15 protein-coding genes are annotated in these 19,736 nt (G+C 60.2%); 3 read left to right on the top strand and 12 right to left on the bottom strand.

What is annotated here, in order from left to right:
* Window positions 1-28: 28 nt before the first annotated feature.
* The 10 genes from AB4Z13_RS25435 to AB4Z13_RS25390 form a co-directional block, all read right to left on the bottom strand.
* Window positions 29-496, bottom strand: a complete 468-nt coding sequence (locus tag AB4Z13_RS25435; RefSeq protein WP_025669918.1) for a cyclic nucleotide-binding domain-containing protein — start codon at window positions 494-496, stop codon at window positions 29-31.
* 96 nt (window positions 497-592) lie between these two features.
* Window positions 593-3,307 (bottom strand): ABC transporter ATP-binding protein, encoded by a 2,715-nt coding sequence (locus tag AB4Z13_RS25430; protein WP_113323660.1) that lies wholly within the window; start codon window positions 3,305-3,307, stop codon window positions 593-595.
* Window positions 3,308-3,501: 194 nt separating this feature from the next.
* Window positions 3,502-4,635, bottom strand: coding sequence for a glycosyltransferase family protein (locus tag AB4Z13_RS25425; protein ID WP_442207108.1), 1,134 nt, complete (start codon window positions 4,633-4,635; stop codon window positions 3,502-3,504).
* The gene (locus AB4Z13_RS25420; protein ID WP_442207106.1) at window positions 4,632-5,879 is read right to left on the bottom strand and encodes a glycosyltransferase; all 1,248 of its coding nucleotides are present in this window, start codon (window positions 5,877-5,879) and stop codon (window positions 4,632-4,634) included. Before AB4Z13_RS25420 ends, AB4Z13_RS25425 begins: the two co-directional genes overlap by 4 nt.
* An 11-nt stretch (window positions 5,880-5,890) precedes the next feature.
* The gene (locus AB4Z13_RS25415) at window positions 5,891-7,099 is read right to left on the bottom strand and encodes a glycosyltransferase family protein (protein WP_113323662.1); all 1,209 of its coding nucleotides are present in this window, start codon (window positions 7,097-7,099) and stop codon (window positions 5,891-5,893) included.
* Window positions 7,100-7,194: 95 nt separating this feature from the next.
* Window positions 7,195-8,370, bottom strand: a complete 1,176-nt coding sequence (locus AB4Z13_RS25410) for an ABC transporter permease (RefSeq protein WP_162748046.1) — start codon at window positions 8,368-8,370, stop codon at window positions 7,195-7,197.
* Window positions 8,370-9,368: an ABC transporter permease gene (locus AB4Z13_RS25405; protein ID WP_025670158.1), complete on the bottom strand. Its 999-nt coding sequence runs from the start codon at window positions 9,366-9,368 to the stop codon at window positions 8,370-8,372. Before AB4Z13_RS25405 ends, AB4Z13_RS25410 begins: the two co-directional genes overlap by 1 nt.
* 3 nt (window positions 9,369-9,371) lie before the next feature.
* Window positions 9,372-11,276 (bottom strand): ABC transporter substrate-binding protein, encoded by a 1,905-nt coding sequence (locus tag AB4Z13_RS25400; protein ID WP_442207105.1) that lies wholly within the window; start codon window positions 11,274-11,276, stop codon window positions 9,372-9,374.
* Window positions 11,276-13,165: an ABC transporter ATP-binding protein gene (locus tag AB4Z13_RS25395; protein WP_113323664.1), complete on the bottom strand. Its 1,890-nt coding sequence runs from the start codon at window positions 13,163-13,165 to the stop codon at window positions 11,276-11,278. Before AB4Z13_RS25395 ends, AB4Z13_RS25400 begins: the two co-directional genes overlap by 1 nt.
* A gap of 183 nt (window positions 13,166-13,348) precedes the next feature.
* Window positions 13,349-14,689 carry an adenylate/guanylate cyclase domain-containing protein gene (locus tag AB4Z13_RS25390; protein WP_113183851.1) on the bottom strand — a complete coding sequence of 447 codons (1,341 nt, stop codon included), beginning with the start codon at window positions 14,687-14,689 and terminating at the stop codon, window positions 13,349-13,351.
* A gap of 418 nt (window positions 14,690-15,107) precedes the next feature.
* Between AB4Z13_RS25390 and AB4Z13_RS25385 the strand changes: the two genes are divergently transcribed.
* Window positions 15,108-16,457 (top strand): nucleotide sugar dehydrogenase, encoded by a 1,350-nt coding sequence (locus AB4Z13_RS25385; protein WP_442207104.1) that lies wholly within the window; start codon window positions 15,108-15,110, stop codon window positions 16,455-16,457.
* Here the strand turns inward: AB4Z13_RS25385 and AB4Z13_RS25380 are convergent.
* The gene (locus AB4Z13_RS25380) at window positions 16,447-17,622 is read right to left on the bottom strand and encodes a DUF3095 domain-containing protein (RefSeq protein WP_442207103.1); all 1,176 of its coding nucleotides are present in this window, start codon (window positions 17,620-17,622) and stop codon (window positions 16,447-16,449) included. The two genes, AB4Z13_RS25385 and AB4Z13_RS25380, sit on opposite strands and share 11 nt — an antisense overlap.
* Window positions 17,623-17,743: 121 nt before the next feature.
* Here AB4Z13_RS25380 and AB4Z13_RS25375 point away from each other — a divergent pair, with 121 nt between their 5' ends.
* The gene (locus tag AB4Z13_RS25375; protein WP_113323667.1) at window positions 17,744-18,223 is read left to right on the top strand and encodes a class I SAM-dependent methyltransferase; all 480 of its coding nucleotides are present in this window, start codon (window positions 17,744-17,746) and stop codon (window positions 18,221-18,223) included.
* Window positions 18,224-18,230: 7 nt separating this feature from the next.
* On the opposite strand, the gene AB4Z13_RS25370 is transcribed toward AB4Z13_RS25375, so the two are convergent.
* Window positions 18,231-18,686, bottom strand: a complete 456-nt coding sequence (locus AB4Z13_RS25370) for an Rrf2 family transcriptional regulator (RefSeq protein WP_442207102.1) — start codon at window positions 18,684-18,686, stop codon at window positions 18,231-18,233.
* A 136-nt stretch (window positions 18,687-18,822) separates the two neighbouring features.
* Here AB4Z13_RS25370 and AB4Z13_RS25365 point away from each other — a divergent pair, with 136 nt between their 5' ends.
* Complete coding sequence (locus AB4Z13_RS25365) at window positions 18,823-19,728, top strand: NAD(P)/FAD-dependent oxidoreductase (RefSeq protein ID WP_113323737.1); 906 nt, start codon at window positions 18,823-18,825, stop codon at window positions 19,726-19,728.
* Window positions 19,729-19,736 lie beyond the last annotated feature (8 nt).

Raw genomic sequence — 19,736 nt, 5'->3', positions numbered from 1 at the left:
CCTTTTTGTTTGGGATCTATTTCGGGCTTTACTGCGCCATCTGCGGCTGCTTGGCAGCGCGCGCGGCGGTCAGTTCGGCAGTCGTGTGGTTGAGACGGTCGGCGAGCACGCGCATGATCTCCACGGCCATTTCCGGGAAATCGCTGAGAAGCTTGAGGAAATGTTCCTTGCTGATGCGCAGGACTTCGAGCGGCGAGGTAGCACGCACGGTCGCGGTACGCGAGACGTCACAGAGAATGGCAATTTCGCCGACGATGGAATTGACCTCGACATCGGCGACCTTGATTTCGCCGGCAGGTGAGGAAACGATGATATCGGCGGTGCCTGACAGTACGACATAGGCGGCGTCGCCGACATCGCCCTGACGGAACAGGTTCTGGCCGGCGTTGTAGGTCATACGGTCGGAGGTGAACGCCAAGAGCTTGAGTTTCGCCGGTGCGATCCTCGAGAAGATCGGCACCCGCCGCAGCATTTCGACTTCATCTCTCAACAGCATGAGCGTTATAACCCCCTGCCGCATGGTCCTTGATCATGCGCTAAAAACCAATTCCAAGCGCCTTGCGAGCGCCGTCTCTGCCGCCCCAATAGAATATTACGATAACAGTTCCTTGAACATCCCGTTTTTCTCGGAAAGTTCCGGATAGTTGCCCGCCTCGGCAAGATCGCCGCGATCGAAGAGCAGAATCCGATCAAAGATTTCCGCAAGCTTGGCGTTGGACAATACCCAGATGATCGCCGGGCGCTTGCCTTCCTCGTGCAGGCCTTCGATGATGTTGTGGGTGATCTGGTCCTGAATGCGCTGGTCGAGCGCCGGGATCGGCCGGTTGAAGATGAAGTAGTCGGAGCGCTTGAGCAGGGCTCGGGCGAGATTGAGCTTCTGACGCTGCACCCCCGTCAGGCGCTTGCCGCCGGAGCCGACGTCAAATTCGAGCCCGATCGACAATACATCGTCATAGAGATCGAGCGTATCGAACAGTTCACCCATGATGAGGCGGATGCGGTCGGAGGCATCCGCCTGCTGATAGGCAATGCGGCCGAAGAGCACATTGTCCATCAGGCTCGCGGACGCCGTGAAGCGGCTGACGTCATAACGCTCGATCAGCTCGGCGAGATCGTCAGGGATGTTCTGGTGGAACTGCTTGCGGGCGCTGACGATCTTGTCCATCAGCGCCTGGGTCAAGAGACCGAAGCGATGCCGAGGTTCGATATAGGCGAAGCTCAGGCGGATGATGCTTGCACGGTCTTCGGGCGTCGCATCCTCGAAGCGCTTGCCCTGCAGCTTCTGCAGCAGCGCCTGGTAGGTCGGAATGTCGTCCGCCGTCATGAAGGTGAGCTGCTGGAAGAAGGGGTGATCCGGCGGTAGGTCGTGGAAGAGTTCCACCGCGTTCTCGGCGATTTCCAGGCCCATCGCATAGAGATCTGTGCTGAGCCCGGTATCGCGGAAGAGCTGCTGGAAATAGGGATGGCCGGCAAGCCGGCGGTTGTTCATCAGCGGCCGCTTCATCGTGCCGAACAGCAGGTTTTCGCCGACGGTCGCCTGTGTGTTGTAAGCGTCGAAATCGAAGGGCACGACGATGGCGTCGAGGTTTTCCCGGGCAAGCCGCTCGCGCAGCGATGTCCGAAGCTTGACGATATGGCTGCCGAGGGCAGTGTGAACCTCGGTATTGACAGTGGAGCGCAGCGCCAGGTCCAGAATGTCCTGCGACATCATGACGGCGTCGAGCACCGGCCGGATCGCCTTCAGCAGATCTTCAGGTCCTTTTGCGCCGGCAGCATTGTAGTCGACCCAGTCGCTGTTGAGGTCGAGCGTCGGATTGCCGGCCTTCTGCGATTCCGCCACGTGCCATTTGTATTCCTGTGCGGTCTTGTCATCATATTCAGGCTCCTTCATCGGAGCATGCTTGAGACCGTAGACCAGATTGTCGCGGAGCGTGCCGTGGAAGAAGTAGCTTTCGGCGGACGCATAGGAGATGCGCCGGCCAGTGATCGATTCCGGCAGATCCAGCAGGTCTTGCCCGTCGATGGTGATGCGGCCGGAATCCGGCCATACGAGACGGCCGAGCGCTTCGGCGAAGGCTTCTGCACCGCTGCCATTCGGCCCGACGATCGCAACCGTCTCGTTCGGCTTGATCTCAACCGAGACGTGGTCGACGAGGCGGGCGCCGCTGTCGTCGCTGACAGAGAGGTTTGTGACGACGAAGGCACTCGTCAGCGGCGCGACCGGCGCCGTTGCAAGCTCCTGGATGCGGCTGTCGATCAGCGGCTCGACATTGAACTGCTCGTAGACCTGCGCATATTTGACCTGCACGTCCTGGCGCATCTGGTCCCAGTCGATCAGTTCCTTCAGCGGGCCGGGCAAGTCCTTGTAGGCGGAAATGACGGCAACGAGCTGACCGATATCGAGCCGGCCCTGCAGAGCCAGATAGCCGCCGATCGCGTAGAAGAGGAAGGGCGTGACCTGGGCGAGGAAGTTGTTGATGAACTTGACCAGGAATTTCCACTGATAAAGGTCGTAGCGGATCGAGAAGATGCGGCCGAGGCGGGTTGCGATATCGGCGCGCTCGAAGTTGGAGGTGTCGTTGCCGTGGATCGTGCCGATGCCGTCAACGATCTCCCCCACGCGTCCCGACAGTTCACGCGCGGTCAGCTGCCGCTGACGGCCGAGCTCCAAGAGACGCTTGCGCATGCGGGGAATGACGATCGCCTGGACGCCGACGATGCCTGCAGCGATCATGCCGAGCCAGAAATTCTGGATGATGATGAAGGCAAGCGCGGTGATCGCCTGACCGCCGAGCAGGGCGGGCGAGACGAAGGCGTCGCCCGTGAAGCCACCCATCGGCTCCACCTCGTCCTTGATCATGGTGGCGATTTCGGCCGATTTCACCCGCTTGAAATGGGCGGGCGGGAAGCGCAGCACGCGATCGATAAGCTCGAAGCGGATGCGGCGCAGCATGCGCTCGCCGAGCCGGCCCTTGTACGTATTGATATAGAACTTGAAGAGGCCGTTTAGCACCACCAGCGCCAGGAAGACGAGGCTCAGTGCCATCAGCATCTGGAAGCGGTTGAGCTCCAGGCCCTTGAAGAATTCGACATGACCGATCAGCGGGATGTCGTAGGCGATGTGCATGAAGGTCTGTCGCGCACCCGGCCCTTCGAAGCCGTCACCCTGAATAGGTCCGTTGACGATCTGCTTCGGCAGGTCGAAGGACAGGAAGTAGGGCACCATGGAAGCTGCGACGACCAGCAGAATCCAGAGCTGCTGCAGCCGCGTGTTCTTCCAGATGTAGCGCGCGAGGCTTTTTTCCATGGCTAACCGTCAGACTGTGGGAAAAGTCCGGACAGCGATCCTGATGCTGGGAAAGGGGGAATCTCCGAGTACAGGACCATGCAGTCAGACCGCCGATATCGCAACGAAAACAAGGCGGAGCGGACTGATGTCGAAACGCCGATTCTCGCCGGAAATTTTCTTATATCACATGAATTTTAGAATAGGCGAGGGTTTCAGCCGATCATTGAACGAATGATGGCTGCACTTTTTGCAGCTCCGTCGAGATCGAGGGAAACGGCCGGACGCAGTGGGGCGGCAAGCGCCCGTTCGATCGCTGTTTTGACATCGTCGAGGGTCAGCGCCTTCTCCGACAGAATTTCGGCAAGGCCGAGTGTCCGCAGCCGTTCGGCGCGCACGGTCTGCTCCGTTTCACCTTCGGCCACGAAGGGGATGAGGATCGAGCTGCATTGAGTGCGCAGGAGATCACCCACCGTGTTGTAGCCGGCCTGCGAGATCGAGACTTTGGCGCCGCGCAGCAACGAGGGGAAATCCGTGCGGAACCGTACCAGCGTGACGTTGGCAGGTGCATCTTCCGACAAAGCGGAAAAATCTGCTGCGGGAAGGTTGGGGCCGGTAATCAGCAGCCAGCGAAGATCGGCAGACATGAGTGCGGCCGCATCGCGCGCGGCGCGGATCAGCTCCAGCCCGACGGCGCCACCACCGGCCGAGGCGATGATGTCGAATGTCTCGGATGGTTCTGGCGCGGGCGACGGAGCAACAAGACCGGTATAGCGCAGCCGATCGGCGATCTCAGCTGTCAGAGGGAAAGTATCTTCCAGACGCACGAAGTCAGGATCGCCATGGACGAGCACGGCGTCGAAATGGTCCTTGACCAGCTTGACGGTTTCCTCGTCGCGACCAGGCTTGCGGTTTTCCTGCAGAATGTCGCGCACGGAACTCAAAAGCTTCGGGCGTGGGCTGGCCTTTTCGATCGCCTCGAGCAGCGGCAGCAATTCGAAGCGCATCTGCCGGCGCCCGAAGGGAAAAGCCTCGAGGATGACAACGTCAGGCTTTTCTTTGTCGAAGGCTTTGAGAAGGAGGTCGCGGCGATTGGAGAGAAATTTCTCGTCGGCCGGCTTTCCATCGGCATTGGCAAGGCCGGAAAAGCCGACATTACTGGCGACGACCGGCGGCAATTCGACCGTTTTGACACTCTCGCCCGGAAAACCCGGCACGGGCAGGCCGCCGGTAACGACCGTTACCTCGAAACCGTCCTTCACTAATGCATTGGCGATACGGCTCGCACGCGCAATGTGGCCGATGCCGAGCAGATGCTGGACATAAAAGAAGATGCGGGGAGCCGTCATGACGCCTTCTGCCATTCTGCCTCGAACAGGCCACTCAACTGTCGGATGCTGGAGTGATAATCGAAGTGGCCGCGCACGCGCTCCTCGGCCGCGTCGCCCAGCCGCTTGCGCAGATCGGGACTGCGGATCACCGTCTCGAGTGCTTTTGCAAGAGCCGACGGATCTTCCGGTGGCACGACCAGACCGTTCTCACCATCGCTCAGCAGTTCCGGTACGCCTGAGACATTGGTGGAAAGACAGACGAGCCGCTGACTGGAGGCCTCGACCAGCACATTCGGCAGTCCGTCGCGGTCGCCATTGGCGGCAATGCGGCAGGCGAGCGCGAAGAGATCGGCGCGGCGATAGTGGTCAAGCACATCTTCCTGCGCCAGCGCGCCTTTCCAGGTGATGCGCTCGGCAAGGCCGAGTTCAGCCGCAAGTTTCTTCAGCTTGGAAAGCTCCTCGCCGCCGCCGATATGATCCATGCGCCAGTTCAGTTCTTTCGGTAGCAGGGCAAGGGCGCGCAGCAGTACGTCATAGCCCTTCTTTTCCACCGCGCGGCCGACGCTGAGGATGAAAGCGGGGTCGGCGGGATCGCTGCCGTTACGGTTCGAGCGCTCGCCGGCGAAATGGCCGAAGCGGGCAAGGTCGAGACCGTGATAGCTCAGATGTACCGCATCTTTGCGGCCGGTCAGCGCTTTCATATGCTCGTAGCCGCTGCGGGTGCAGGTCACGGCCCAGCGTGCGCTTCCAAGCTTCTGGCCGAGGTCCCAGTCGGGCGAGGTCCAGATATCCTTGGCATGGGCCGAGCAGGTCCAGGGCGTGCCTGTCAGAATGCTCGCATATTCCGTCACGGAAGCCGGGGTGTGGATGAAATGAGCATGCAGCCATTCGCCGTTGTCAGGCCATTCGCGCGCCAGCACCAAGGCCTGTCCGAGCCGGCGGAGGCGGTTGCGGGAGATATCGCGCGGCAGATCGGCGAAGAAACGCTTCATCAGCGCACCGAAGCCTGGTTTCGAAAAACAGGCGAAAAGGCCATTCAGGACACGGATCGGCTCTTCGTGCAGATATTCCGGCAGATAGACGACGCGCGCCTTGATCTCGTCATGGACAGGATGACGCTTCTTGTCGGTCGGCCGGCGCATGGAAATCAGAGTCAGGTCGAAGCCGGCCTTTTCGAGACCGAGCAATTCCTGGGCAATGAAGGTTTCCGAAAGGCGGGGATAGCCTTTCAGCACAACGAGGATCTTGCGGCGTGGCGGCAAAGGATGGCTCTTTATTCTGCGCCGACGAGGGAAAGATGGCGTCCGCGGCTGTCCAGCCATCCGCCAACGGTGCGGGAAATATGATCCAGCCCTTCGAGGTGCATGTTGCAGCCACTCTTCGACGGCGGCAGCCGAGAGGGCAGGCGCTTCAGCGTCTCCGCCATGACGGAGGGGTCGGCCGACTGCTCAGGCAGCAGCATGTCGATGAGACCGAGTTCGCTGGCGCGGCGGGCGCGCAGAAGCTGCTCCTCGCGCGGGGCGACGCGCGGCACGATGAGCGCCGGCTTGTCGAAGGAGAGGATCTCGCAGTAGGTGTTGTAGCCACCCATGGCGACGACGGCGGTCGCGCCGTCGATCAACTCTTCCATGTGATTGTCGAATTCGATCACCTCGATATAGGAGATCTTCTCCCCTTTTTTCACCAGCTTTGCACGTTCGGCCGCCGGCATATACGGACCAAGCACGACAAGCGCCTTCTGCGTCAGCGTCTCGTCGGCCTCATAGGCATTCATCACGTCGTGAACGAGATCGGAGCCATCGCCGCCGCCGCCTGTCGTCACCAGGATATAGTCATCCTTGCGGGCATTCAGCGAGTTCTTGCCCTTGGAGACGCTACGCTGCAGGAAACCGACGAAATCCATCTTGCGGCGGACCCCCGGGGGCACGTCCAGGCCGACAAGCGGATCGTAGAAATCCGGCGGCCCATAGACCCAGATACTGTCGTAATACTGGTCGATCTTCTGCATGACGCTGTTTCTCTTCCACTCGGCTTCAAGCAGATGTGGTGCGTCCATGATCTCTCGCAAACCAAGCACCAGAGTGGTGCCGCGCGACTTCAGATAGGCAAGCGTTTCCTCAATCTCGCCCTTCAGGCCCATAGGCTCTTTGTCGACGATGAAGATATCGGGCTGGAAGGTTTCGGCCGTATGACGAATGCTCGATTCGCGCATCTTCAGCGTGTCTTGAAGATCGATATGGCTGGCGAGCGACGTATATTCACCGTTGCGAAGCTTGATGACGCTCGGGATCTTCACGAAATCGACTCGGGCGCGGTAATCGAAGGCGCCGGCAATCGTCGCGCCCGAGATGATCAGGATGTTCAGGCCGCGATAATCCTCGACGAGGGCATGAGCGATCGTGCGGCAACGGCGCAAATGGCCGAGGCCGAATGTATCGTGGCTGTACATGAGGATGCGCGCATCTTCGAGGCGTCTGGCCATGTGGGTGCCCTCTGAGGTGGACGACATACTTCTACCACCCCCGTAAATCGGAGGCCACGAGGCGGCGGACGCGAAGCACCCTGCCGAGCTCGACGTTATTTGTAGGGATCTGCCGCATCGCGCAAGCCATCTCCCAGAAAATTGAACGCCAAAATCACCAGCACCACCGGAACGATCGGGAACAACAGCCATGGGTAGAAGGCGATCACGCTTACGCTCTTGGCTTCCGTCAGCAGGATGCCCCAGCTGGTGATGGGCGGCCGCAGGCCGAGGCCGAGGAAGGAAAGCGCCGTCTCACCGAGGATCATACCAGGGATGGAAATCGTGGCGGATGCGATGAGATGCGACATGAAACCGGGCACGAGATGCCGGCCGATGACACGGGGGGTGCTGGCACCCATGAGCTGGGCGGCCTGGACATAATCTTCCTCACGCAGTGCCAGAAGCTTGGAGCGCACGGCGCGGGCGAGACCTGTCCAGTCGATGATGCCAAGAATGACGGTAATGCCGAAATAGATGACGATCGGGCTCCACGTCACAGGCATGATGGCGGCAAGCGCCATCCAAAGCGGCAGCGAGGGCAGTGATTGCAGCACTTCGATCAGGCGCTGCACGATGAGATCGAAGACGCCGCCCCAATAACCGGCAAGGCCGCCGATGACGATGCCGAGCACAAAGCTGATGGAAATACCGATCAGCCCGATGGTGAGCGAGATGCGCGCGCCATAAAGGATGCGCGAAAGCACGTCACGGCCGAGACGGTCGGTGCCGAGCAGGAACATCTGCCCGCCGATTGCCGGACAAACGAGATGATAATTGGAAGCGACAAGCCCCCAGAGTTTGTAGCCATCACCACGGCAGAAGAAGCGGATCGGCTGGATGTCCTTCTGATTGTCGGTATAGAGACGGTGCAGGGTGTCGATATCGAGCGTCATCTGCCGGCCATAGACGAAGGGGCCGACGAAATTGCCCTGGCTGTCGAAAAGACGGACGCGCTGAGGCGGCGAATGGATAAAGTCGACGTTGCGGGTATGCAGCCCGTAAGGCGCCAGGAACTCGACGATCAGGATCATCAGATAGACCACGGCAAGGAAAATGCCGGATGCAAGCGCCAGCTTGTGGCGCTTGAACTTCCACCACATGAGCTGCTTCTGCGAGGCGAGGTGGATACGCGACTGCGCTGATGTCATCGTCTCCGTTGCGATCGGATCGAACGGGGCAGTCGAAACATAATGCGGCAGCGGTGCACCTGGTGCGGGTAGGGGCGACATTATTTGGTGCTCCTGCCTTGCAGACGGATGCGGGGATCGAGGAAGCCGAGTGCGATATCGGAAATCAGCACGCCGATGACGTTCAGGAAAGCGAGGAACATAAGGAACGAACCGGCAAGGTACATGTCCTGGCTCTGCAGCGCCTTGATCAGCATCGGCCCGGTCGTCTCCAGGGACAGCACGATGGCGACGATCTCGGCGCCTGATATGATCGACGGCAGGATCGAGCCGATATCGGCAACGAAGAAGTTGAGCGCCATGCGCAGCGGATATTTGATAAGGGCGCGTATCGGATGTAGGCCCTTGGCGCGCGCCGTCGTCACATATTGCTTCTGCATCTCGTCGAGCAGATTGGCGCGAAGGCGGCGAATCATGCCGGCTGTGCCGGCCGTTCCGACAATGACGACGGGGATCCAGAGGTGAGCAAGGATCGACCTCGCCTTCTCCCAACTCATCGGCTGGTTCAGATATTGCTGGTCCATCAGATGGCCGATGGAGAGCCCGAACCAGACATTGGCGAAATACATCAGGATCAGCGCCAACATGAAGTTCGGGATGGCGATGCCGAGCAAGCCCAGGAAGGTCAACCCGTAATCGCCCCAGCTATATTGATGGGTCGCCGAATAGATGCCGATCGGGAAGGCGATCAGCCAGGTGAGAAGGATGGTTGAGAAGGAGACGAGGATCGTCAGCCACAGGCGGTCGCCCACAACGTCGGAAACCGGCAGCTGATATTCGAAGGAATAGCCGAAATCGCCGTGCAGCATGCCGCCGACCCAGAAGAAGTAACGCACGATCTCCGGTTGGTCGAAGCCGTATTGATGGCGCAGCTCCTCGATTTCCTGCAGGTTTGCAGTCTCGCCCTGGGCGCGCAGTTCGGCGATCTGGCTTTCGAAGAAGTCACCCGGCGGCAGTTCGATGATGACGAAGACCAGCGCCGATATCACGAGCAGGGTCGGCACCATGGCGGCGATACGCCAGAGGATATAGCGGATCATCGCTCAGGCCTCCTTGAACCAGAAGGTGTCCGGCATGTAGACGCCGAGGAAAGAGGTCGGATCGAAGCCGTAGAGCGCGTGCTCCGGCACGTTCTGCATTTTGGCGGATCTGAGGATCGGCTGCAGCGTGCTGTTGATGAGGCCGATCGAAAAGACCTGCTGGGTATAGAGGGACAGCATCTTGTGCCAGATAACCTCACGCTCTTCCGTCGTGGCACTTGCGCCCCACTGATTCAGGAGATCCACAAGCTCGGCCGCCTCTGGCAGATCGGGCGCCTTGCCCTCCTGACCGGCCGAAAGATAGTACATGCCCCAGAGCGGCCATTGAAGCTGGTCATCGAGCGTAGGGGCTAGTCCATAGGGAGACATGTCGGCGGTCGGCACGCCGTTATCCAGCCCGTACCAGATCGACATCATGATCGAGCCGCTCATGGCGCGATTGCGGAAGACGTCGCGCTGCGAGGTGCGGGTGAAGAGCGCTAGACCGATATTGGCCCAGTGATCGTGCACGAGTTCCAGAACGTCCGTGTCGAGATTGCTCTCGCCGGCGGTCTCGACGGTGATCTCGGCGCGGCGCCCGTCAGGCAGCAGGCGGATGCCATCGCTGTCGCGCTTGTCGAGGCCGAGTTCGTCGAGCAGCTTGTTGGCGGTGTCGGGGTCGAAATTCACATAGGCGTCGGCATATTCCTGCTTGAAGAGCGGGCTTTCGGGCAGCACCGTATCGGCACTCGCCTTGCCGAGGCCGTAGAAGGCCACCATGTTGATCTCATGCCGGTTGATCGCCAGCGACAAGGCTCGGCGGAAGCGCACGTCGCGAAAGAGCGCGCGCCAGGCTTCGTCGGCGACATTGAGGTTCGGCAACAGTGTGATGCGCGAGCCGCGCGCCATCTTCCAGAGATTGACCTTCACCGGGAAGCGCTTTTCAGCCTCTTTCAGGAAGGTGTAGTCGTTGAAGTCGATGCCGGTCGCCTGCAGGTCGGATTCGCCCGCACCCGCCTTGGCAGCGATGATCGAGGAGGAGGATACGTTGAGGATGAAGCGGTCGAGATAGGGCAGTTGCATGCCGTTCTCGTCCACACGGTGGAAGAACGGATTGCGCTCGAAGACGAACTGATCGGCCGGCGGAGCCGTGCGGTTCTGCCAGGGATCGAGCGTCGGCAGATCGGGATTGTTGGGTCGGGAAGCGAGGGCCATCTTGATGTGCAGATCGGCCCACTTCTTGGCGCGGTTCTTTTTCATCAGCTCTTCGAGCTTGGCCTTGTCCTGAAAGCCTTTGTGGAACTGTTTCAGGTAATGGCCTGGGCCATAGATAACGAGCGGCAGAGGTCCGGCAAGCGCCGACAGAAAAACCGGGTTGGGCTTGTCCCAGCTATAGCGCACAGTCAGCTCGTCGAGCACTTCGAAGCGCGGCAGGGAGCCGTGCGGACGCAGCTCCAGAGCGCCGCCGCCGGGCGTCAGTTCCTTGTTGAGGATGACTTCTTCCCACCAGTAGCGGAAGGCTTCCGCCGTGAAGGGATGACCGTCCGACCATCTGTGCCCCTCGCGCAGACGGAAGGTGAAGATCGTGTCATTCTCCGAGGTGAAGTCGCGCAGGATATCGGGCTGGAACTGCAGCTTCGTGTCATAGCCGACCAGCCGGGAATAGCCGTAGACCGTCATGTAGCGGATATCGCGCACACCGCCGATGATGGTGCGCACATTGCCGCCATAGCTGCCGGGCACGCGGCCCATGTCCTTGAGATTGACGATACGCGGCTCAGTCGGAATGCGCTCAGCCATTGGCGGCAGACTGCCGTCAGCGACCCTGGCCTTCAAAAATTCTGGCTCGGCGACCTGCTGGGCCCGAAGCACCGAAGGCGCGATGACCGAACCGATCAGGCCACCGAGAAAGATGCGGCGCGTCACCATCAGACTAGCTCCTTCGCATCGGCGCCCTTGCGGGCGCGCACCAGATGGCCGCCGCCGAGATCGGCATAAGCGAGTTCGGAGGCGTCATCGTGGTCCGCCCGGAAGACAGGCCCCCAATTCTGCTTATCGGCCGCTCCGTTTTCCTGCAGCGCCTTGAAGTCGAGCGGCCGGTCGAGATCCGGAAAGGGAACGGCGGCAAGCAATGACTTCGTATAGGGGTGAACCGGATTGCGCAGAATGATCTCACGCGGGGCGATCTCGACGATACGGCCCTTGCACATGACTGCGATGCGGTCTGCCATGTAGTCGACGACTGCGAGATTGTGCGAGATGAACAGATAGGTGAGCCCCAGTTCTTTCTGCAGATCTTTCAGAAGGTTGAGGATCTGCGCCTGCACAGACACGTCGAGGGCCGATACCGGTTCGTCGAGGATGAGAAGCTTGGGGCCAAGGGCGAGCGCGCGGGCAATCCCGATGCGCTGGCGCTGGCCACCGGAGAAGCTGTGTGGATAGCGGTTGAGGTAGCGCCGGTCGAGGCCGATCGCGCCCATCAGCGCCTCGACCTTGGCCCTGCGCTCGGCGCTGTTGCCACGATCGTGGATTTCGAGCGGCTCGCTGAGGATATTGCGCACCGTCATGCGCGGCGAAAGCGAAGAAACCGGGTCCTGAAACACCATCTGGATCTTGGTGCGCAGGTCCTGCAGTTCCGAACCCTTGACGGAGAGGACGTCGATGACATCCTTGCCGTCGTTGAAGACGACCGCGCCGCTGTCAGGCGTGATCGCGCGCATGAGGATCTTGCTGACGGTCGTTTTGCCGCAGCCGGATTCGCCGACGAGCCCCAGACATTCGCCACGGCGGATATCGAAGCTGACGTCGTCGACAGCGTGCACGACCGTGGCTTCCTGGCCGCCGAAGAAGCTACGCTTGCGTGTCTTGTAGGTCTTCGAAAGGTTGGCGACGGAAAGGAGCACGCCGGGCGCTTCCTTTTCGACCGGCTTCTTCTTGCCGATCATCGATTCCAGGTTGACCGGAACCTCCCGCAGAGCTTTCAAGCGCTCGCCCGGCTTCATGTCGAAATGCGGAACCGCAGCCATCAGGGCCTTGAGATAGGGATGTTGCGGATTGCGGAAGATTGCCTCGACCGGGCCGGCTTCCATGATCTCGCCGTGATAGATCACCACCACTTCATCGGCCATATTGGCGACGACCCCGAGATCGTGGGTGATGAGCAGCATGGCCATGCCAAGCTTGGCCTGCAGGTCGCGCAGCAGTTCGAGAATCTGGGCCTGGATCGTCACGTCGAGCGCGGTGGTCGGCTCGTCGGCAATCAGGAGCGCCGGCTTGCAGATCAGCGCCATGGCGATCATGGCGCGCTGGCGCATGCCGCCCGAAAGCTCGAACGGATACATGTCGTAGGTGCGTTTCGGATTGGAAAAGCCGACGAGGCCAAGCATTTCCTCGGTGCGCTCGCGCGCTTCCTTCTTGTCGGCATTCGTGTGGATCAGCAAAACCTCGCCGATCTGATTACCGACCGTGTGGAGCGGTGAGAGCGACGTCATCGGCTCCTGGAAGATGGTCGCCATACGGCGGCCGCGCAGGTCGCGCATTTCGGCGCTATCACGCGACAGGGAGAGAATATCGGTCGCCTTGCCATCCAGCGGGTCGGTAAACAGGATGCGGCCGCTCGCATGGGCCGGTGCCGGCAGGATGCCCATGATCGACTGGCTGATAACAGATTTGCCGGAGCCGCTTTCGCCAACGAGGGCAGTCACTTTCCCCGGCAGGATGCGGAGATTGGCTTCCTTTACGACGCGCAGTCGGTCGCCGAAAACGGAGAAGGCGACGTCCAGATTCTCAATACGCAACAGATCGGCTGCAGACGCCATACCAACGAAATTCCCCAGTCTTTTGTGTTCCCGTTAAGGCACACTATCGTACCGTAAACGGGGTGTCTAGTTGATGACAGGCATGGGGAAAAGCACCGCATGGCGTCTATTTTACAAGGCGCTTGATGCGAGGGTTCTCATGTACGGTGCAGCGGCTAAAGCGGCTGCAATGTTCGCGCGTGATTACTGAATGAATTTTTCGATCGGCGTACGTTTTACCTGTTTCTTGTCGCGGTGAAGCATGATGACCTGTTCGGCTTCCGAAAGGCCGTTCTGAACGGATTCGCGGAAGCCTTCGTCGACATGGAGGCCGGATGCCGGCGCCCGCGGTTGCAGCACCGTCACCTTCTGGCGAATGCCGCGCAGCTTTTCCTCGCCGAGCGTGATCCATTCGCCGCCGCAATAACCAGCGAAGGCTTGGCTCGCGACGACCTCGCGGCTGTATTTCTTCGTCAGCACCTGCAGGCGCTGCACCTCGTTCACTGCAGAGCCGAAGGCGGAGAAGGTAAGGCGGTCCTTCAGGCCGACATTGCCGAACATGACATTGCCGACATGCAGGCCGATGCCGTAGCCGATCTTCGGAAGGCCCTTCGCCTCGCGATCCTTGTTCAGTTCAGCAACCCGCGCCTGCGCATGATGCACTGCTGAAAGCGCTGCCTCGCAGGCGATCTTGGACGGGTCCTTGTGGCGACCGCAGGGATACACGGCCAGGAAGCCGTCGCCGAGGAAACTCAGGATTTCGCCGCCATTGCGGTTGAAGGGCGCGGCGATCGCGTCGAAGAACTGGTTGAGCGTATCGATGTAGGCCTGCCTGCCTTCCTTCTCGGCATACATGGTCGATTCGCGCATATCCGCCATGACGAGAGCGGCGCGGATCGTCTCACCATCGCCACGGCGAACCTGGCCGTTCAACACGCGTTTGCCAGCATCGCCGCCGAGATAGGTGGTCAGCATATTGTTGGCGAGCTTGGCAAGCACCGCCATCTTGGCGGCAACCGCCAGATGGTTCTGCATGCGCAGCAGCGCGTCGATCATATCGTCGGAAAAACCGGCCGGGCTATCGGTCGACCAGGAGCCCATCATGCCCTGCACCGAACCGTCGCCGAAGGGTTGCACGAAGGCGAGGTAATCGGTGACCTTTTCCTGCCGGAGATCCTCAAAGATCGGAAATTCGCTCGGGCCGTCAGGCATGATGCGGCGGCGGATATGCTGCAGATTGTTGTCGAGAAGATGGAAATAAGGGCTCTGCAGGAAACGGTCCGGCTTCTGGCCGGCCGGCATGCGGAAGCCCTCGATGGTCACGCCGCTGGAGCGCTTCCAGGTAAAGCTCAGCGCGTCGTAAAGCGGATGCAGCATTGAGAAGGTCAGGTGCACGCGCGCGAGTGGCAGGCCGGCGGCCGCAAGCCGCTCGCAGAAACCGCGCACGATGTTTTCAAGGTCGTCACCGGCCAGCGAAGAATTCGTCAGCCATTCAGCAACACGGTCCAACAAAATGGAGGATACGCTGGATTCGATCGTGCTCATTCTTGGTATTATCCTCATGGCGCACGTCCATCCCGAAAGGCAAAAACAACCCGGACCTGCCCATTCAGAATGAGCAGATCACAAAGAAATCAGGATGTACGAGCGGTATTATCGTGTCAACGATTGCCGATGACCGGCTATGACACCCGCCGGCTTCCGACCTCCTGGAAACGGGCGAGCAATCTTTGCAAAGTGGTTCATTATCATTTGCCAAAATAGGCACGCTGAAAGTGCGAAACAATGGGATTCTGATTTTTTTTGTGCGTCCCGGTTGCCGGGATGGCGACCCCGAGTCATTTTGGCCACACCCTGTTGAAGATTCCAAGGCGCGGCACGACCAGACACTGCGAGCGGGCTGGGTTTAATTTGCCGCGATCATGCATTAGATCAGCGTTTGGATTCACTTTTTGCAAAAGGCATGGCCTTGGACGCACGCTCTTCCACTTTCGAGACGCTCTCAAAGAAGATTGAGGCCCGCACTGCGCGCGCCGGCATCATAGGTCTTGGTTATGTCGGCCTGCCGCTGGCGATCGCTGTGGCGCGCAGCGGCTTTGCCGTGACCGGCTTCGATATCGATCCGAAGAAGATCGTCGCGCTGGATGCCCGCCGCTCCTATATCGATGCGGTGACGAGCGAGGCGCTGACGGCCGAGATCGATGCGGGGCGGTTCTCCTCGACGACCGATTTCGCCAGCCTTTCTGATTGCGACGTGATCGTCATCTGTGTGCCGACGCCGCTCACCAAACATCGCGATCCCGATCTTTCCTTCGTGGAGGCGACGTCGCGGTCGATCGCCGCCCATCTGCGGCCGGGCCAGCTCATCGTGCTAGAATCGACAACCTATCCCGGCACGACCGATGACATCGTGAAGGTCATTCTCGAAGGGACCGGCCTGAAATCCGGCTCCGACTTCTTCGTCGGTTTCTCGCCGGAGCGCGAAGACCCCGGCAATCAGCATTACCACACCGCGACGATCCCGAAGGTCGTTGCAGGCGATGGCACGCAGGCCCTGTCGCTGATGAAATCTTTCTACGGTGCCGTCGTCTCGACCGTCGTTCCGGTCTCCTCCAATGCAACGGCGGAAGCGGTCAAGCTCACCGAAAACATCTTCCGCTCGGTCAATATCGCACTCGTCAACGAGCTGAAGACCGTCTATGCGGCAATGGGCATCGATGTCTGGGAAGTCATCGACGCCGCCAAGACCAAGCCGTTTGGCTATATGCCTTTCTATCCCGGTCCTGGTCTCGGTGGTCACTGCATTCCGATCGACCCTTTCTACCTCACCTGGAAGTCGCGTGAATACGAGCTGCCGACACGCTTCATCGAGCTTGCCGGCGAAATCAATTCGGCGATGCCGCGCTATGTCGTCGGCAAGCTGGCCGAGGCGCTGGATATTCGTGCCGGCAAGGCGCTCAGCCGCTCACGCGTCCTCGTGCTTGGGCTCGCCTACAAAAAAAACGTTGCCGATATCAGGGAAAGCCCGTCGCTGCGCCTGATTGAAATCATCGAGGAGCGCGGCGGCAAGGCGGACTATCATGATCCCTTCGTCGCGGAGATTCCGCCGACCCGTGAATATCAGGCGCTGAAGGGCCGGAACTCCATCGACCTGACGCCGGACGCCATTGCGGGATACGATGCGGTTCTCATCGCGACCGATCACGACGTGATCGACTATGCGGCTCTTTCGAAGAGCGCCAAACTGATTGTCGATACCCGAAACGTCTTCAGCCGGCTCGGCCTTACTGCCGATCACGTCATCAAGGCGTAACGAGCACATCGGAAAGCTGCTTGCCGGTGATCTGGCTGGCGGCGACGGCGTAACCGCCGGCAGCGCCATCGATGAAATGCATGTGGTCGCGCGACAACGGCGTCGGTACGAAGCAGGTCATCAGTGCCGATGATTGGCGGTGCAAGCCGTAACGCGCCACGCCCTTTTCCTGCGCCTGCTTCAATAGCATCTCGATGCGGGCGAAGTGGGCGGCGTCGACGTCGATGGTCATCTTCAACCCGTCGTCGAATTTGCGGAAATCCGAATTGCCCGAGACGTCCTTCTTGTAGCGGCGCGCGTTGAAATGGGCGAAGGTGATGCCGAATTTGTGCAGGAAAACGATCAGGCCGATCTGCAGCAGAATGAGGAACTTTTGCCGCAGGCGTTTGCCCTCGGGCGCCGTAGCATTCACCTCGCGATTGATGCCCTTCATCGAGAATCCAAGCTCCGGCCCGTCTTCCGGCACGGGATGCCCGCTGCGGTTCTGTTCGGCTGTGATCGAAACGATACCGGCAACGAGAGCTTGAAATTCCGGGCCGGGACCATCCTCGCCGGGTACGGCGATGATCGAGACGATCTCGCCGTTGCGGGCCTCGATCGGGCTCCAGCGACAGGAGAGGCCGCTCAGATCCGGCCGAGTGCCGGGTCCAGCCTTTTCGACGCCGTACCGGCCCATCTTCATGTTCTTCTCGGCCCAGATCGTGCCACCGCCGGAAAACATCGCATAGGTGACGTAAGCACTTGCCGAATAGCGGGCGACGCGCACATCGAGACCTTCCGCGCGGATATCGGCGATCGGCACGATGGCGATACGAAGATCGAGGTCAAGATCCTCCTTCACCCAGACCTGCGTTGCGGCAAGCGCCACGCGCGCTTCCTTCTCAAGCGAAGCGGGTAAGGCGATCAGCGCGCCGTCACCGGCAAAGACGAAGGGATAGTCGCCTTTGCCGACGGCATTCAGCACTGCGGAAATGACGCTGGCGCCGGCCATGTTGACGTCCTTGTAGCGGCCGCCGGAAATCGCTTTCGTCGAGCCGACGATATCGGCCATCGCCAGCACCCACCCTTCGGGCAGCGGCTGGTAATTGCTCTCATCGGTCACGCCTTCGAAGTCGCTGAAGACCGGCACGTTGGCGAAGAATGCGTCATTGGACATCTCGTTCATGAGGCCGAGTTTATCACAGACCCGTGTTGCCGCTGCAATGGCAATTTGCGTTTCCGGCAATCGACTTACACTGCATCGATATGGTAGCACCACTGACATATTTTATGACGGACAGGACAAGATGAGCCGCCTCGACAGCTTCATTCGCCGATTGACGGCTCAACGCGATATTCTCGATGCCATCATCGATCTGGTGGAAGAGGTGGAGGGGCCGGTGCTCGAATTCGGACTCGGCAACGGCCGCACCTACGACCATCTGCGCGAGCATTTTCCCGATCGCCGCATCATTGCCTTCGATTGGGAAATACGCTCCTATTCCACCTCCACGCCGCCGGCCGAAAATATGGTGACGGGCAATATCCGCGATACCGGCCAGGCGTTCCTCGGGATCAATGCCGCGCTCGCCCATGCCGATATCGGCACCGGCCATGACGAGATCGACGCCGTGACGCTGACCTGGCTGCCGCAATTGATGGCTGGCGTGCTTACCCATCACGGCATCGCCGTTAGCGGCCTGCCACTGGAACATCCCGAGCTTTTGCCGCTGCCTCTGCCCGGCGGCATCAAGGAGGGGCGCTATTTTCTCTACCGCCGGAAATAATCCGGGCTTATGAGGCGCAGGAATAGGATGTAGCCGAAAGCGCGGCAAATTTTGCCTCGAAGTCGGCCGCGATTTTGTCCAGCGTCACGCTGCCCAATCGCCGCAGGAGCAGGGCCTGTGCCTCCTTCATCGCATCCTCGATAGCGGCATTCACGGCCTGTTCCACAAGGCATTTCGGTTGATCGTCGGCTGGGCCGATGGCGAAAAGATGCGGCTCGCCTATGGCGTGGTAGACATCGAGCAGGGTGATTTCCGACAACGGACGCACCAGCGTCCAACCCCCGCCATGCCCCTTTTCGGAACGGACATAGCCCTGTTCGCGAAGGCCGGCCATGGTGCGGCGGACGACGACGGGATTGGTGTTCAGCATCTTTGCAATCATTTCGGAGGTCGCCGAATGCTCGTGCCGATCCATGTGGATCAGCACGTGCAGCATGCGTGAAAGGCGGCTGTCATTGCGCATAAGATTCTATTCCCGTCGGTCGAATGGGGTCATTATCACAAGTGGATCGTAACAAGACAAGTAACATGATGCTTGACCGTGCTGTTTCATGTAACTTATGTTGCTTCGTGATTGGGCCAGCGTCAAAGAGGGTTTCATGTCATTCGAGGTCATCGTCATCGGCGGAAATTTCGCCGGCTTGTCCGCGGCCATGCAGCTTGCCCGGGCGCGCCGTCGCGTTCTGCTTGTCGATGCAGGCGCGCCGCGCAATCGGTTTTCGCAGGCGTCACATGGCTTCCTGGGCCAGGACGGCCAGACACCGACAGCGATCATGCGGGAGGGAAAGCGGCAGCTTTCGCTTTATCCGACCGTCACCATTCGCGACGGGGAGGTTGTTCAGGCGCGTGCCGATGGCGACGAATTCGTCATCGGCATCACGGGTGGTGACGAAGAAAGGGCAGCGCGCATCGTCCTGGCAACCGGCATAAGCGACACGCTGCCTGAAATCCCCGGGCTGCGGGACCGATGGGGGCGCTCCGTGCTGCACTGCCCCTATTGCCACGGTTATGAGGTGAGCGGTGGTAAGCTCGGCGTTCTCGCAAACCATCCGCATTCGGCACATGCGGCCATGCTAATTCCCGACTGGGGAGAGACAACCTATTTCACCCAAGCGCTGTTCGAGCCGGATGAAGGGCAACTCGCAGGGCTGACCGCTCGCGGTGTACGGATCGAGCGCAGCCCTGTCGTGGAATTATTGGGCGACACTCCCAGGCTTGAGGCCGTTCGCCTCGGCGATGGCCGGGTCGTGCGGCTGGACGCTGTGTTCGTCGCTCCGAAAACGGCAATGGCAAGCCCGGTTGCCGAACAACTCGGCTGTGTCTTCGACGACGGTCCGTTCGGCCCGCTCATCCGGACCGGCGATAACAAGGAAACCTCCGTCAAGGGTGTCTTTGCAGCCGGCGATGCGGCAAGCGCCATGCATAACGCCACGCTCGCTTCCGCCTCAGGCGTCCTCGCCGGTGTGCATTGCCATCAATCGCTGGCGATACAGCCCACCCGATAGCTCTGCTT

This window comes from Rhizobium sp. YAF28, from assembly GCF_052113285.1.
In the GTDB taxonomy this organism is placed as follows: domain Bacteria; phylum Pseudomonadota; class Alphaproteobacteria; order Rhizobiales; family Rhizobiaceae; genus Rhizobium.
Note: the sequence above shows the minus strand (reverse complement) of the source record. Positions and strands in the feature narration are given on the sequence as shown.